Origin of the sequence: Flavobacterium oncorhynchi (assembly GCF_002217355.1) — a bacterium.
Taxonomy (GTDB): domain Bacteria; phylum Bacteroidota; class Bacteroidia; order Flavobacteriales; family Flavobacteriaceae; genus Flavobacterium; species Flavobacterium oncorhynchi.
On the sequence record NZ_MUHA01000001.1, the window covers coordinates 72,664 to 88,930 of the forward strand.

General features: G+C 33.1%; 16 protein-coding genes. 13 read left to right on the forward strand and 3 right to left on the reverse strand.

Annotation, left to right across the window (positions count from 1 at the left end; all coding sequences use genetic code 11):
* Positions 1-104: 104 nt before the first annotated feature.
* Entirely contained in the window at positions 105-713 is a 609-nt protein-coding gene (locus B0A75_RS00350) for an NUDIX hydrolase (RefSeq protein ID WP_089052307.1), read from the reverse strand.
* A gap of 7 nt (positions 714-720) precedes the next feature.
* On the opposite strand from B0A75_RS00350, the gene pyrE reads away from it, so the two are divergent.
* From pyrE to B0A75_RS00365, 3 genes are all read left to right on the forward strand, one after another.
* A complete protein-coding gene (pyrE, locus tag B0A75_RS00355; RefSeq protein WP_089052308.1) occupies positions 721-1,368 on the forward strand; it encodes an orotate phosphoribosyltransferase in 648 nt (215 codons plus the stop codon).
* Between the two features lie 263 nt (positions 1,369-1,631).
* Entirely contained in the window at positions 1,632-2,024 is a 393-nt protein-coding gene (locus B0A75_RS00360) for an orotate phosphoribosyltransferase (RefSeq protein ID WP_089052309.1), read from the forward strand.
* A gap of 239 nt (positions 2,025-2,263) precedes the next feature.
* Positions 2,264-2,920 (forward strand): hypothetical protein, encoded by a 657-nt coding sequence (locus tag B0A75_RS00365; RefSeq protein WP_089052310.1) that lies wholly within the window; start codon positions 2,264-2,266, stop codon positions 2,918-2,920.
* A gap of 199 nt (positions 2,921-3,119) precedes the next feature.
* On the opposite strand, the gene B0A75_RS00370 is transcribed toward B0A75_RS00365, so the two are convergent.
* Positions 3,120-3,860, reverse strand: coding sequence for a biotin--[acetyl-CoA-carboxylase] ligase (locus B0A75_RS00370; protein ID WP_089052311.1), 741 nt, complete (start codon positions 3,858-3,860; stop codon positions 3,120-3,122).
* 93 nt (positions 3,861-3,953) lie between these two features.
* On the opposite strand from B0A75_RS00370, the gene rsfS reads away from it, so the two are divergent.
* The 8 genes from rsfS (at position 3,954) to B0A75_RS00410 (ending at position 10,704) form a co-directional block, all read left to right on the forward strand.
* On the forward strand, positions 3,954-4,325 hold the full coding sequence (rsfS, locus tag B0A75_RS00375; protein ID WP_026729351.1) for a ribosome silencing factor: 372 nt from the start codon (positions 3,954-3,956) through the stop codon (positions 4,323-4,325).
* Positions 4,326-4,340: 15 nt separating this feature from the next.
* Positions 4,341-6,266, forward strand: a complete 1,926-nt coding sequence (gene ftsH, locus B0A75_RS00380) for an ATP-dependent zinc metalloprotease FtsH (RefSeq protein WP_089052312.1) — start codon at positions 4,341-4,343, stop codon at positions 6,264-6,266.
* A 115-nt stretch (positions 6,267-6,381) separates the two neighbouring features.
* A complete protein-coding gene (locus tag B0A75_RS00385) occupies positions 6,382-6,987 on the forward strand; it encodes a lactate utilization protein B/C (RefSeq protein ID WP_089052313.1) in 606 nt (201 codons plus the stop codon).
* A 1-nt stretch (position 6,988) separates the two neighbouring features.
* The gene (locus tag B0A75_RS00390; RefSeq protein WP_089052314.1) at positions 6,989-7,879 is read left to right on the forward strand and encodes a phosphatidate cytidylyltransferase; all 891 of its coding nucleotides are present in this window, start codon (positions 6,989-6,991) and stop codon (positions 7,877-7,879) included.
* Positions 7,869-8,522 carry a phosphatidylserine decarboxylase family protein gene (locus B0A75_RS00395; RefSeq protein WP_089052315.1) on the forward strand — a complete coding sequence of 218 codons (654 nt, stop codon included), beginning with the start codon at positions 7,869-7,871 and terminating at the stop codon, positions 8,520-8,522. Before B0A75_RS00390 ends, B0A75_RS00395 begins: the two co-directional genes overlap by 11 nt.
* Positions 8,523-8,792, forward strand: coding sequence for an acyl-CoA-binding protein (locus B0A75_RS00400; protein WP_089052316.1), 270 nt, complete (start codon positions 8,523-8,525; stop codon positions 8,790-8,792).
* Positions 8,793-8,801: 9 nt separating this feature from the next.
* The gene (locus B0A75_RS00405; RefSeq protein ID WP_089052317.1) at positions 8,802-9,581 is read left to right on the forward strand and encodes a superoxide dismutase; all 780 of its coding nucleotides are present in this window, start codon (positions 8,802-8,804) and stop codon (positions 9,579-9,581) included.
* A gap of 64 nt (positions 9,582-9,645) precedes the next feature.
* Positions 9,646-10,704: a glycoside hydrolase family 130 protein gene (locus B0A75_RS00410; RefSeq protein WP_089052318.1), complete on the forward strand. Its 1,059-nt coding sequence runs from the start codon at positions 9,646-9,648 to the stop codon at positions 10,702-10,704.
* Positions 10,705-10,751: 47 nt separating this feature from the next.
* Here the strand turns inward: B0A75_RS00410 and B0A75_RS00415 are convergent, their stop codons facing one another.
* The gene (locus B0A75_RS00415) at positions 10,752-12,623 is read right to left on the reverse strand and encodes an alpha-amylase family glycosyl hydrolase (RefSeq protein ID WP_089052319.1); all 1,872 of its coding nucleotides are present in this window, start codon (positions 12,621-12,623) and stop codon (positions 10,752-10,754) included.
* Positions 12,624-12,998: 375 nt separating this feature from the next.
* Here B0A75_RS00415 and B0A75_RS00420 point away from each other — a divergent pair, with 375 nt between their 5' ends.
* The gene (locus B0A75_RS00420; RefSeq protein WP_089052320.1) at positions 12,999-14,684 is read left to right on the forward strand and encodes an OstA-like protein; all 1,686 of its coding nucleotides are present in this window, start codon (positions 12,999-13,001) and stop codon (positions 14,682-14,684) included.
* Positions 14,685-14,909: 225 nt separating this feature from the next.
* On the forward strand, positions 14,910-16,109 hold the full coding sequence (locus B0A75_RS00425) for an aspartate aminotransferase family protein (protein WP_089052321.1): 1,200 nt from the start codon (positions 14,910-14,912) through the stop codon (positions 16,107-16,109).
* Positions 16,110-16,267: the final 158 nt, after the last annotated feature.

Genomic DNA, 16,267 nt, shown 5'->3' on the forward strand with positions numbered 1-16,267 from the left:
ATGAGTTAATTTACATGTAAACGAAAATACAAATTAAATTTAATTTCTACACTCTAATATTCAGCTTATTACTACAAAAAAAATCTATATCTAGAAAATAAACTTTAATCTGTTTTAACCTTTTTTTCTTCTTCAAATAATAATTTAATATTCTCGTAAGAATTTTTTAAAGCTTCTTTGATTTGTTCAGGATTCAGCCACGCCACTTTTTCGATTCCTTCTTCAAGCTGACCTTGTGGAGTTCCTTCAAAATCAGAATGCATTTCGAACCAATGCGTGATTTTGAGTTTATATTTTCCGTTGCGTTTAAAGATATGATACGTCTTTTGCAGTTTATTTGTTATTCGAAGTTGGTTTACGCTCGTTTCTTCTTCAACTTCGCGCATTGCAGTTGCTTCGATTTCTTCGCCTTTCTCGATACCGCCTTTTGGCAAATCCCATTTTCCATTTCTAAAGATAAATAAAACCTCTCCTTTTTTATTGTAGACAAAACCGCCTCCAGCTTTATTTACAGGAATTTTGGCTTTAAGAGTCTTCATAATCTCCTTTTCGTCAGGATGATACAAATAAGCCTTTTGAATTTTATTTTGAAACATTTTGACAATAAGCTGCTCAATATCAATACTCTCTAACAAGAATAATTGAAAATCAGTCTCTCTTGAGATTTCATTTGTCAAAAAAAGTGGTTTGTCGTTCACAAAAACTTTATACATTTGTACTATGATTTTTAATAAAGATACTGCCGAAAAAACAGCCGAATTGCTTTTGCAAATAAATGCAATTAAATTGAATCCCGAAAATCCTTTTACATGGGCTTCTGGTTGGAAATCTCCTATTTACTGCGATAATAGGTTAATTCTTTCATTTCCAAGCATCCGAAATTACGTTCGTGATGAGTTTGCGAAAAACATTGAAAAACAATTTGGAAAACCTGACGTAATTGCCGGTGTTGCTACTGGAGCGATTGGAGTTGGTATTCTGGTAGCTGAAAGTCTTGGACTGCCGTTTGTATACGTGCGTCCAGAAGCAAAAAAGCACGGAAGACAAAATCAAGTTGAAGGTTTTTTACAAAAAGGACAAAATGTTGTTGTTGTTGAAGATTTAATTAGTACTGGAAACAGCAGTTTGATGGCTGTTGAAGCTTTACGCAATGAAGGTGCGAACATTAAAGGTATGGCAGCAATTTTTACTTATGGCTTTAATGTTGCCGAAGAAAACTTCAAAAACGCTAATATCGATTTGTATACATTAAGCAACTACGAAAATCTGCTTGATTTAGCCGTTCAAAAACAATACATTACCGAAGATCAACAATCGACTTTGCTTGAATGGAACGAAAGTCCATCGACTTGGGGACAACCAGAGTAGATTTTAGATTTTAGATTTTAGATTTTAGATTTTAGATTTTAGATTTTAGATTTTAGATTTTAGATTTTAGATTTTAGATTTTAGATTTTAGATTTTAGATTTTAGATTTTAGATTTTAGATTTTAGATTTTCTAAAAATCGCTTCGCTCTTTTTTAATTCCAGCTTTGCGAACTTAAATAAAGTCAAAGTAATATAAAAAACCTTGTATTCTTTGCGGTAAAAAAACATTTGCAGTAAAAAACAAATAACAAAACAAAAAAATATGAACTTAGAAAGTCCAAAAGTTACAGTTCAGAAATCAGCTCAGGATCTATTTGATTTATTGACTGATGTTAAGAATTTCGAAAAATTAATGCCGGATAATATTGCTAAATTTGAAGTAATTGGCGAAGACGCTTTTATTTTTGGATTGAAAGGTATGCCGGAAATAAAACTTAAAATGAAAGAAAAAACAGCTCCAAACAAAATTGTTTTGGGTGCTGCAAGCGATAAACTTCCATTTACTTTAGTTTCAAATATTGACAGTGTTTCTGATTCAGAAAGTGCTGTTCAATTAGTATTTGATGGTGAATTTAACGCTATGATGGGAATGATGATCAAAGGACCTATCAGTAAGTTTATTGAAACTCTAGCAACTAATATGACGAAACTTTAATAATGGTGAATTATTAATTGTGAATTATTAATTGTGAATTATAAAAAAAAAAGTCCAATCGAATGATTGGACTTTTTTTTTGTCATGTCAATTTAAAACCTTAAAACCTTAGTTACTCAGAGCCTCAGAACCTTCCAAAAAAACATTTCATCCTCAAAAAAATACAGTTCAGTACTATAAATTATTACAAAATAAATTATTGCCCGAAGTTTGATCCATCAAAACTAACAAACCACAAAATGGAATCAACTATTAAGATCTTAATTTACATTCACGCTTTTTTTGGCGGAATTGGGCTAATTACTGGAATTGGAAGCATCATCGTTAAAGAAGGCGGTGTATTACACAAAAGAATGGGGAAACTTTTCTCTATCGGAATGATTACTAGTTCACTTATCTCTATTCCGATTTGCTGGATGCCAAAGCATCAAAATATCTTTTTGTTCTTAATTGGTTTATTTACTATTTACCTGGTTATTTCTGGAAATAGAGCTTTAACTTTTAAACACAAACAAAAAGCTGATTTTACAGACAAACTAATTTCAGGAAGTATGTTATTCTTTTCTGTGCTAATGATTTCTATTGGATTGTATTGCCAATTGAATTCTGTTGAAAATGGTATTTTATTTACTTTCTTTGGCGCTTTTGGATTTTATATGACTCTAAAGGATTTTATTTTCTTCAAAAACGTCTCGGAAATAAAGAAAAAATGGCTGTCTAAACATATTGGCAAAATGATTGGTGCATTGATTGCCTCTATAACAGCTTTTATAGTGGCTGGAATTGGATTAGGAAATATCATTACATGGATGGCTCCCTCTATTTTAGGAACAATCTACATTATGTATTGGAACAGAAAAATAGCTCCAAAACCAGCAAAAGCATTGAGGCTTTAAGATTTCACTCCATAAAGAATTTGCAGATTAAGCCCATTTATACTTTTCTTTTAAATTTTAATGAATCCTTTAAATCCGTGTATCCCAATAACTATCAGAAGTGGCAAAAAAAATCAACATAAATCAGACGCACTACAGTGCGTCTCTACGTTAAAAAAAACTCAGAAACTTAGTATCTTAGAGCCTGAGAACCTTTTCACTAATAAAGCATCTGTATTTCCTTAATATCAAATTCGGAAACTGAATCATCTTCTAACAAAACTTGCAATTTACCAACTGAAGATACTCCTTGAATAATTCCCATGAAATTATGTCCCGATGTTTTTGGATTAAGGTTTTTAAAAGGCATTGGAACTCCTTTTCGAAATAAGAAATTAAAATAATCGTCCCAGAAAAATGAAGCTGATGACTGCCATAAATCTATTTTCTGCTTCATTTTTTCAACGATCAAAACTACTAAAGATTCTTTATCGAAAGTATTGCCAGAAATAACGGCAAGCGAAGAAGCATTTGGCAATTCATCATAATTAGTTTGATTGACATTTAACCCTAATCCGACAACTGACACAATTCTGCCATCACTTTTTAAGGTATTTTCGATAAGTATGCCACCTACTTTTTTATTATATGACATAATGTCGTTTGGCCATTTTATAGATAATTCAGGAATATTTAATTCTTTTAAGACTTCTAAAACACTTAAAGAAACAACAATGCTTAAATTAAAAACCCTTTCATAATCAAATACAAAATCTTTTACCAAGACACTCATAATTAAGTTCTTACCTAACTCAGACTCCCACTTCGCTCCCATTTGTCCTTTGCCTTTTGTTTGATTTTCAGCAGTTACGACCATAAAATTCTCCAGTTCATCTTGACTTGACAATGATTTTAAGAAATCATTTGTAGAATCTATGGCATCGAGTTTGATTAGTTTCATCTAAATAATTTAAATAACTTAATTTAATATTTTGTTAAGCATCAAAAATAATCACAAAATTTGGTAACTTTACAAATTCATATAAAATAATTCATGGCGAAAAAGACTATTAATAATGATGTTCTATTGGCGAACATAATCAAAGGGATTGAAGAAGTAAAAGGAAATGACATCGATATTCTTGACTTAAGAGATATAGATACGGCGGTTTGCGACTATTTTGTAATTTGCAACGGAACCTCAAATACCCAAGTTAACGCCATTGTCAACTCAATTCAAAAAACAGTTTCTAAAGATTTAAAAGACAAACCTTGGCACGTAGAAGGAACCGATAATGCAGAATGGGTTCTGATGGATTATGTGCACATCGTGGTACATGTTTTCCAGAAGCACATTCGTGAATACTACAATATCGAGAGTCTTTGGGGTGATGCCAAAATAACTACAATCGAAAACAAATACTAAAGAAAATTTTTTCTAATGGCTAAAGATAATAATCCAAATCCGAGTAAATTTAAAATAAGTCCTTGGTTAATATACACCGCAATACTTCTAGTTTTTTTATTTATAAGTTTTGCAACTGGTGGATCAAGTATGAGCGAACCTGCTCAATTAACTTCATCTAAATTCAATACTTTATTAGAGAAAGGTCAAATTGAAAAAGTTATCGTTTATAACAAAGCTGAGGCCGAAGTTTACTTAACTCAAGCAGCTCTTAAAGATGCTGCAAATAAAAAAGTTTCTAAAGATATTTTTGAAAGACCAAACAAAGGTCCACACTATACTTTGGAAATTGGTAACGATCAAATCTTTCAAACAAAACTTGAAAAAGCAGTTGGCGAAGGCAAACTGAAAGATTTCAATTTCTTGCAAAAAAACAACTGGAGCGACATTTTAATCAGTCTGCTTCCAATCATCATCATTATTGGTGTATGGATTTTTATTATGCGTAAAATGTCAGGCGGTGCTGGAGGCGGCGGCGGACAAATTTTTAACATTGGAAAATCGAAAGCAAAACTTTTTGATGAGAAAACAGATATCAAAACTACATTTAAAGATGTTGCTGGTTTAGAAGGTGCAAAAGAAGAAATTCAAGAAATTGTAGAATTCCTTAAAAACCCTGAAAAATATACTAATCTTGGAGGTAAAATTCCAAAAGGAGCTTTACTTGTAGGACCTCCAGGAACTGGTAAAACATTATTAGCTAAAGCTGTTGCAGGCGAAGCGCAAGTTCCATTTTTCTCATTATCAGGTTCTGATTTCGTAGAAATGTTTGTTGGAGTTGGTGCATCACGTGTACGTGACTTGTTCAAACAAGCTAAAGAAAAATCTCCTGCTATTATCTTTATTGATGAGATTGATGCCGTCGGTAGAGCAAGAGGAAAAAGCAATATGTCAGGCGGAAATGACGAAAGAGAAAATACTTTGAACCAACTATTGACTGAAATGGATGGTTTTGGTACAAACTCTAACGTAATTGTTCTTGCAGCAACCAATAGAGCTGATGTTCTTGACAAAGCTTTAATGCGTGCAGGTCGTTTTGACAGACAAATTTTTGTAGACTTACCAGACATTCGCGAAAGAGCAGAAATTTTTGCAGTGCATTTAGCACCAATCAAAAAAGTTGAAGGTCTTGATTTAGATTTCTTAGCAAAACAAACTCCAGGATTCTCAGGTGCTGATATTGCAAACGTTTGTAACGAAGCCGCTTTAATTGCAGCTCGTAACAACAAAACCGCAGTTGACAGACAAGATTTCCTTGATGCTGTAGATAGAATTATTGGCGGTTTAGAAAAGAAAAACAAAATTATTACTCCAGACGAAAAGAGAGCAATTGCTATTCACGAAGCTGGTCACGCTACTGTAAGCTGGATGCTGGAACACGCAGCACCACTTATTAAGGTAACTATTGTACCTCGCGGGCAAAGTTTAGGAGCTGCATGGTACTTACCAGAAGAAAGACAAATCGTTAGAACAGATCAAATGTTAGACGAAATGTGTGCTACTATGGGAGGAAGAGCTGCTGAAAAAGTAACTTTCGACAGAATTTCTACTGGTGCTTTAAGCGATTTAGAAAAAGTAACACGTCAAGCTCGTGCTATGGTAACGATTTATGGTTTGAATGATAAAATCGGAAATGTTACTTATTACGATTCAAGCGGACAAAGCGAATACAATTTCTCAAAACCATATTCTGACGAAACTGCTAAAATTATTGACAAAGAAATTTCAGAATTAATTGAAGGTCAATACCAAAGAGCAATTGAGATTCTTGAAGAAAACAAAGACAAGTTAAATCAGCTTGCTGATATCTTAATAGAAAAAGAAGTTATCTTTAAAGACGACTTAGAAGCAATTTTCGGAAAACGTACTTTTGATAAAAATTTAGAAGAAGTGGTTTCGTAAATTAATCAGGAAATATGTAATATTTTTTAAAATCTTAATTCAAAATAGCCTTTTGAATTAAGATTTTTTTATCTTTGAACGTTTTCAATTAACATGTAAAGCATTTCATATAAAAATGAATTTTTTCAAAAAAATATTTGGGTCCAGTGAATCCGCTTCTGACGAGGAACATGAAAGTGAATATGGAGGAAATCCAGTCCAAAATAGTCATTTGTCTCTTGACGAACAATTCATTTTCAATTTCAAAAAAAATGGCGGAAAATTCTTGTATTGCGAAAACAACCAAGAACTTGCTGAACAGTTTGAAAATATCCTTGAAGAGAATGATTGGTTTGAAAGTGAAGTATTATGCTACGAACCAGCTCTATTTAATTTATTAGATGAAAATAAATTATTTTATACTGCACCTACTAAACCAAAATTTCTTTTAGCGGTCTGTGAAAATCTTATAGCCGATGAAGGTTCAATTTTATTTTCATCAAAACAAATTAGACAAAACAAGCCAAACGAGTTACCGGCAAACATTGTAATCATTGCCACTACAAGTCAAATTCTACCTATGAAAAGTGATGGTTTAACAGCCATTAAACGTAAATACGATAGAGATATTCCAACTAATATTACCACAATAAAATATTTCGAAAAAGCAAAAGAAGAAGATTTTACGCAATACGGAAGTGTTGCCAAGAATTTGTATTTACTGCTCTTAGAAGATCTTTAAGATGAATGAAACACTCAAGAGAACCATTTCTGGTGCTGTTTATATTGCTCTGTTATTAACTTCAATCTTGTTTTCGACTGAAAGCTTTATCCTCCTTTTTGGCATTTTTCTAGTTATTACGATTTATGAGTTTTCTAACTTAGTAAATCTTAATAAAGTCTTTTCAATTTTATTTGGAACCTTGCTTTACAGCGCTATAGTACTTGTGAGCCATTACAGTAAACAAACGGCCGCGTACTTAAACAATTTATTCAAATCAAATTTAAACTTAGAACTCAATATACAGCAGTTAGACCTAATACTTCTTGCTGTTACAATTGTGGTTTCAATTAAATGTATTCTATTCTTATTTTACGACTCCGTTCAAAAAGTAAGCATCTCATCTAAATACTTGTATTTATTAGGATACATTACACTTCCTTTTGTTTTTATTGTCAAAATTTCCTTTGGAACTAACGATTATAACCCAAAAATTATTCTTGGTTTATTCATCTTAATCTGGACTAATGACACTTTCGCTTATTTAGTTGGAAAGTCGATGGGAAAACACAAACTTTTTGAGCGTGTTTCTCCTAAAAAAACAATTGAAGGATTTCTTGGCGGAGCTGTATTTGCCGCTTTTGCAGGTTTTTTGATTTCAAAATTATACATTCAGCCTAATCCAGCTTTTAGCGCAAAATCTATTTTAATATGGACTATAATCGCTTTAATTGTAAGTGTTTTTGGTACTATTGGTGATTTGATTGAATCAAAATTTAAAAGAATTGCCGGCGTAAAAGACAGCGGTTCTATCATGCCGGGACACGGCGGTATCTTAGATCGATTAGATAGTGTTATATTTGTAGCACCAATTATATTTTTATTTTATCAAATTTTATATTATGTTTCATAAAGAAGGAGCCCCATCTATTTTATTAGGAACAGTTTTTACTGTTGCCGTACTTGTAATTGCTGATAGATTTATAGATATCAATTGGCTGAGAATGCTTGTTCAAATAGCAGCATTATTGATTTTAATTATCATCTTACAATTTTTCAGAAACCCAAAAAGAATTGCGGTTAGAAACAGCGATCATATCCTTGCTCCTGTTGACGGAAAAGTGGTAGTTATTGAAGAAGTTTATGAAGGAGAATATTTCAAAGATAAACGTTTACAAGTTTCTATCTTTATGTCGCCAATAAACGTTCACGTTACACGTTACGCAATGGACGGAATCATTAAATTCAGCAAATACCACCCTGGTAAATTTTTGGTTGCATGGCACCCAAAAGCTAGTGAAGAAAACGAAAGAACAACTGTGGTAATCGAAAATGATACTTTTGGTCAAGTACTATACAGACAAATTGCAGGTGCTTTGGCACGCAGAATTGTAAATTACGCTCAAGAAGGAATGCAGGTTATTCAAGGTACTGATGCCGGGTTTATAAAATTTGGTTCGAGAGTAGATTTATTTTTACCTTTAGGTACGCCAATCAATGTGGTTCTGGACCAAAAAGCAATTGGCGGAAAAACTATTATCGCTACAAAAGCTTAAATGACAAAAAAAGATTTAGATACTCGTTTTTCAGAGGCTGTTGAAACTGCTCTAAAAATGACTCAAGCCTCACTGCCGCAAGATGTGCAGTTAAGACTTTATGCCTACTACAAACAAGCGACTTTTGGAACTGCCGTGTACAATCAATCTGAGAATTTTGATTTACGAGATGCTTTCAAAACCAATGCCTGGATGCAGATTAGCCATATTTCTGTTGATGAAGCTAAAGAGTGCTATATCGAGATCATCAATTCATTAACATCAAAATAAATTAACATTATGAAGAAAAACATTGTCCTTTTCAGCATTTTGCCTTCATTTTTACTATTATTTTCTTGTAACGATAATAAACTAACTGAAGTTGTCGAGGTTCCTCTTCCTACAAAAGAGGAAAAAATAATGATCGGGTCGCCAAATGATGTAAAGGCAGATCCAGGCTCATTTGAAATGACGAAACTTCCTTTTGGATATGACGGATTATCTCCTGCAATAAGATCATTGACTTTAGAAACACATTATTCTAAACACTATCTAACGTACACGAATAATTTTAACAAAGAAATTGTGTCGACTGAGTATGAAAATATGCCAATTGCAGACATTCTAAAAAAAATAGACTTAAGCAACGCAAAACTTCGTCAGAATGCTGGGGGATATTACAATCATACTCTTTATTTCAACATTTTAACTCAAAAAGAACAAACTCCAAAAGATACTCTAGCAGGATCTATTAATAAAGAGTTTGGATCTTTTAACAACTTAACCAATCAGTTTAAGGGACAAGCTGAAAAACAATTTGGCTCTGGATGGGTTTGGCTTGTTGTTGACAGATATGGAAAATTACAAATTACAACAACAGAAGATCAAGATAATCCATTAATGAAAAATGCGTTAATTCCAGGAACGCCGATTATGGGAATTGATTTATGGGAACATGCTTATTATTTGGATTATCAAAATAGAAAAGGAAGTTATATCGATGCTTTTTACGAACATATAAACTGGGAAAAAGTAAACGAATACTACATTGAAGCTTTGAAAAAAGTAAAAAAAGTATAACATAAAAAAAAAGCTGATACAAATTATGTATCAGCTTTTTTTATTTACTAAAGAAATACAATGCATGAAAGATATAGCCATTCGCTTTACAGAAAATCCGCTGCTCTCGCCTTCCGATCTAACTCCAAGCAAAGAAGGACTGGAAATTACTTGCCTCTTAAATCCTGGAGTGTTTCAATTTCAAAATAAAATTTGGCTCCTTGTAAGAGTTGCTGAACAACCAAAACAAATCGAAAACAGCATCTCTTTTCCAATATTGACCAATAAAGGGACTATTGAAATCATTGAGATTAAAAAAGACGATCCCGAATTAATAGCAACAGACGCAAGAGTAATAAACTATAAAGGTGCCGATTATTTAACCACACTTTCGCATCTTCGTTTATTGTGCAGTGAAGATGGACGCACTTTTTATGAACCAGAAAATTACCCACCCCTAGTTGGAGAAGGCATACTGGAAACGTTTGGAATCGAAGATTGCCGTGTTGTCTTGATTGATGAAGTTTATTATCTGACTTTTACTTCTGTATCAGAAAATGGTGTTGGTGTTGGCTTACGAACTACTGTAGATTGGCAAAAATTTGAAAAGCACGGCATGATATTACCTCCTCACAATAAAGACTGTGCTATTTTTGAAGAAAAAATAAACGGATTATTCTATGCTTTACACCGTCCCAGCAGCGTAGATATTGGAGGCAATTATATTTGGATAGCTTCATCACCAGATGGCATTCACTGGGGAAATCATCATTGCATTATCAAAACCAGAAAAGAATATTGGGACAGTAAAAGAGTTGGTGCTGGCGCTGCGCCAATAAAAACCGCAAAAGGCTGGTTAGAAATTTATCATGGAGCTAATGAAAATCATCAATATTGCTTAGGTGCTTTTTTAATGGATCTTGAAGACCCAACAAAAGTTCTGGCTAGAACAGAAGACCCAATTATGTTTCCCAAAACAAATTATGAATTAAGCGGCTTTTTTGGAAATGTTGTATTTACAAATGGCCATATTTTAGATCTCGATGGAGAAACACTGACGATCTATTACGGAGCTTCAGATGAGTTTGTCTGCGGTGCGAAATTTTCGATTACAGAAATCCTTTCGCTTTTAAAAGACATCTAAAAAGCTTGTTTGAAGAATCAGTTAATCACTTCAAACAACTTTTTTAATTATTGCAGCTCAAAAATAAATGATTCAGAAGGCAGTATTTTAATTTTAGCCTTGCCTACTCCATTTTCTACTTTTAGCACTACAGCATTTTGCTGATACAATTGATCAGTAAGTTTATACTCTCCGTCTTTTAAATTCCATTTTGCAATGACATCAGCAGGAATTTTCAATTCGAATTCACTAGTTTTTTCTGAAGAAAAATTAGCAATTATAACAAGTTTTTGATTCTCTGACCAGCGAACGTACGAATAAAGCAATTCGTCATATCCAACATTATTTTGACGATTTTCAGATTGTATTTCCTGAAAACTTCCCATTAAAGCCGGGCTCTTTATAGAGAAATTCAATAAGCGCTTGTAAAAATCTCGCAAGTTTTTCTCTGATTCCGAAAGCTGTCCGCCGTCAAACTTACCATCATTCATCCATTTTTGATGATTTGGAACTCCAATATAATCAAAAATAGAAGTTCTCGAACGAGTGCCAAAACCCGCATTTTCGTTTCCAGCCTCTCCTACTTCCTGTCCAAAATAAATCATGGTAGGTGACGTGCTTAACGTTGTTGAAACCACCATTAAAGGTTTTCCTCTTTCTGGTGTTCCCGCAAACTCAGGTGAAGCCAAACGCTGCTCATCATGATTGTCTAAAAAGTGAAGCATATGATGTTCAATATCTGACATTCCTTTTTGGATATCCGACAATCCATCTGGAGTAGATTTCCCACGAATAATATCTTTCAGCTTATCATACGTTTCAACTTTGTCATATAAATAATCCATTTTACCTAAACGAATATAATTTCGATACTCATTTGGATTATAAACTTCTGCCAATAAAAAAGCTTTTGGATTTTTCATTTTGATCGCCGAGTTCATATAACTCCAAAATTCATACGGAACCATTTCGGCCATATCATAACGGAAACCGTCAACACCTTTTGCTGTCCAATACAAAGCGATTGATTTGAATTTTTTCCAAGAATCTGGAACATCTTTATCTTGCCAAAATGCAAAATGTTCTTGATATGATTTCTGATCAAATCCAGCTGGAAGCTCTGGAAAATCTTTCGAACCGTCAGGGCGAACACCATAATTCACTTTTACAGTTTCATACCAGTCATTTTGATCTGGTTTTACTTTACGAGAACCATTTCCTGTCCATTTTGCAGGATTTTCATCAAAATAACCATCAACCATAGGATTTTTTTCTCCGTTTAACGGAATATCTCCATCAGGAATTTCAAAGTGTGTTTTTGGAATATAATAAAAGCTATTATCTCTCTTGTACTCAACATTTACATCATCATCGGCACCAAAATCATTAACACCTTCGGGATTATTCTTTCCTTCATATTTTCTCGCGATATGATTGGGAACAATATCAATAATTAATTTTAGACCCGCTTTATGCGTTCGAGCAATTAAATCTTCAAATTCCTGCAGTCTATTTGCCGGATTTACTGCCAAATCTGGATTTACATTGTAGTAATCTTTAACTGCATAAGGCGATCCTGCACGACCTTTTACTACCTCTGGATCATCATTTGAAATTCCGTATGCTGTATAATCACCCACCAAAGCATGATGCGGAACGCCGGTATACCAAATGTAGGTAACACCTAAATCTTTAATTTCGTTAAGTGCTTGATCAGTAAAATCATTAAACTTCCCTACTCCATTCTCTTCAATCGTTCCCCAAGGTTTATTGGTTTTATTTTTATTCCCAAACAATCGAGTAAAAACCTGATACACAACAATTTTATGTTCTTTTGAATTTTCTTCTTTTACTTCACTCATTTTTAAATCTTTTGTTTTACAGCCCGAAAACAAAATTGTTACGGCTGTTCCAACAGCAAATAATTTACTTTTTATCATATTTTTAAATCTAAGACATACTTTCTTGAACCAGAAACTTAAATTCTAATCCAAAAACTAATTCCTAAATTTAGTTTATTTTCTACAACCCAAAGAACACAAATTTTGATTTACACTTTTTAACTTCAAAAATGCATCACTACAACGTGAGAGTTAAATGTTTTGTTGATAAATTACAGGAGAAGGTTCAAAGTTGCAAAGGTTCAAAGAAGCAAAGATTTAAAATAGGTGAAAAACTTGAAATATGTTTCAAATATAAACTTTGAACCTTTGCAACTTTGAACCTCTCAACCTAAAAATAAACATTTATAAATTAATGCTAATAACAATATAAGGTTGTAACCTTTTTCATAAATTTGACAAAAATTTAATCACTTGAAGAAATTACTCTTTTTTATATCTTGTCTGCTTTTATTAAGCATACAATTCATTTCTGCACAAGCTTCAAAAACTGCTCAGACGCCAAAAAAAATTAACATAGAGCATTCTGATTTCTTAGATGTTGATCAAGTTTTGGTACCTGACGGAATTTTACTAACTGGAAATGTAAAGGTAAATCATGATGGTGTTGTTCTTACTTGCAACAAAGCCTACTTTTTTCAAAAAGAAAATTATCTAAAAGCCTTCGGAAATGTACAGTTGGTTCAAGGTGACACTTTGTTTCTAAACAGTAAATATGCAGAATACAGCGGAAATATCAAAAAAGCATTCGCAACAGGAAATGCTGTAATGACTTCGCCAGATGCTACTTTGCAAACAGACACTATCAATTTTGATCGAAATGTTCAAGAAGTTTTTTATAATACTAAAGGAACTATCATCAACAAAGACAATACATTAGTTAGTAAATCGGGAAAGTACTTTGTTGCGGAGAAAAAATTTCAGTTTTTAACTGCAGTCACTCTTACAAATCCAAAATATGTTGTAAAATCGAATCACTTAGATTATTACAGTAATTCAGGACACACCTATTTACTTGGACCATCAACTATAACAAGTAAAGCCAACTATATTTATACGGAAAAAGGTTTTTATGACACCAAGAAAAACCTCGCTCATTTTTTGCGAAAATCGTATATAAAATATGATGATCGACTTATAGAAGGTGATAGTTTGTATTATAATCGAAATACCGAATTTGCATCGGCCACTCGAAATGTAAAAATAACTGATTCTATAAATCGAGGTATTGTAAAAGGTCATTATGCCGAAGTTTACAAACTAAAAGATTCTATGTTTGTAACCAAAAGAGCTGTTGCAGTTAACTTTGTAGAAAATGACTCTGTATATATTCACGGTCAAAAACTAATGGTTACAGGAAAAGAAGGTGAGCGCATTTTAAGGGCTTTTAAAAATGTACGTTTTTTCAAAACAGACATGAGCGGTAAATGTGATTCGATACATTCTAATTCTAAAACGGCTTTAACCAAACTTATTGGAAATCCAATTTTATGGAATGGCGGCAGTCAGATTACTGGTGATATTATGCATTTAATTGGTGATAATAACACTAAAAAACTAGATTCTTTAAAAGTCCTCAATAATACTTTCCTTATCTCAAAAGACACGTTAGGAACGGGTTACAATCAAGTCAAAGGACTCAATTTATTTGGAAAATTCAAGGAAGGTAAACTTCACGATGTAGATGTTATTAAAAACACCGAAGTTGTTTATTTTATGCGGAATGACGCCAATGAATTAATTGGAATTAATAAAAATGTAAGCAGTAAAATTAATTTGATTCTAGAAAATAACGCAGTAGAAACTATTACATTCTTTAACAGAGTCGACGGCGATATTTATCCTGAAGAAGATTTACCTGAAAATGCACGTAAATTGAGAGGTTTCGTCTGGCGCGGCGACGAAAGGATAAAATCAAAAGATGATATTTTTACTGCCGAGGATAATGAAATGAATGACAAACTTGTAAAGCAAGGAAAGGACGAGGAAGCTAAAGAGAATGTCCCAATGAAAGTCAGGAAAGAGACACGAGATTACGACAAAAAGAAACCTGCTGCAAAAGCAAATACTACGAAAGCAAGCACTAATACTAAAAAATAGTTCTCAGTCGCGGTTGCGGTTTTCTGTTTCATTTCTTTACTATAAAATTAGTCCTAGCGTAAGTCGCAGTTTTCATTTTAGAAACTTTGCGAACTTTGCATTTTAATAATACAAACTTGATTTAAAACTTAGCAAACTTTGCGATCTTTGCGGTTAAATTCAGTCACAGTATCAGTTTTCAGTCAACTTGAAACATGAAACCTGAAACTTTTAAAACAAACAATAGTGAATCCAGATTTTATAAAATACCAAGCACAAACATCTCCATACCCATTAGGAATGGAAGTTTCGCATGCCATTGGTTCCTATATTTACGATACTAGTAATAAAAAATATTTAGACTTTGTTGCGGGGGTTTCAGCTTGTACACTAGGACATCAACATCCGAGAGTCAATCAAGCCATAAAAGACCAATTAGACAAATATTCGCACGTAATGGTTTATGGAGAATATTCGCAAAGTCCTGCTGTTCAATATTGCAAATTAATGGCTTCTCTGCTTCCAGAATCTTTAAATAAAACCTATTTAGTAAATTCAGGTACAGAAGCAATTGAAGGTGCCTTAAAACTAGCTAAAAGAGCAACTGGACGCAGCCAGCTTATTTCTTGTCACAACGCATATCACGGAAACACAATGGGCTCTATGAGTGTAATGGGATTTGAAGAGCGTAAACAAGCTTTTCGCCCTTTACTTCCTGACGTAGATTTTATCACTTTTAATAACGAAGCTGATTTAGAAAAAATCACAACTAGAACAGCGGCAATTTTATTAGAAACTATTCAAGGCGGAGCTGGTTTTATTCAGCCCGAGAATAATTTTCTGCAAAAGGTGCGCAAGCGTTGTGATGAAGTTGGTGCAATGTTTATTGTAGATGAAATTCAGCCTGGATTTGGAAGAACAGGAAAACTTTTTGGCTTTCAAAACTATGATGTTATTCCCGATATTGTAGTAATGGGAAAAGGTATGGGAGGCGGAATGCCTGTTGGAGCTTTTACTGCTTCTGCAGAAAAAATGGATCTTTTAACCGAGAATCCTAAACTTGGACATATTACTACTTTTGGAGGTCATCCTGTCATTGCGTCAGCCTGTCTTGCTACTTTGCAGGAATTAACTGAAACAAATTTAATGCCGCAAACTTTAGAGAAAGAAAAACTCTTTAGATCACTTTTGGTACATCCTTTGATAAAAGAAGTAAGAGGAAAGGGATTAATGCTTGCCACTATGACTGAAACGGCCGAAATAACCAATCAGGTCATTTTAAATTGTCAAGACAAAGGACTAATTTTATTCTGGCTGCTCTTTGAAGGATGCGCTATAAGAATAACACCGCCATTAACGATTTCAGAAGAAGAAATAAAGGAAGGCTGTGCCATAATTTTAAGTGTTATGGATGAAATATTGAAAAAGGAACAAACTAAAAATTAAGTCTTATTTCAAAAGCAATTAGAACCTGTTTGACATCTCAGTTACTAAAATAATAATCAAATAATCTTTTTATTATCAGAAGATTATGACTAAAAACAGAAACGGAATTCTGTCCATATTGTTAATTAAATTGTTCACAACAATTAATTTTCCTTTCC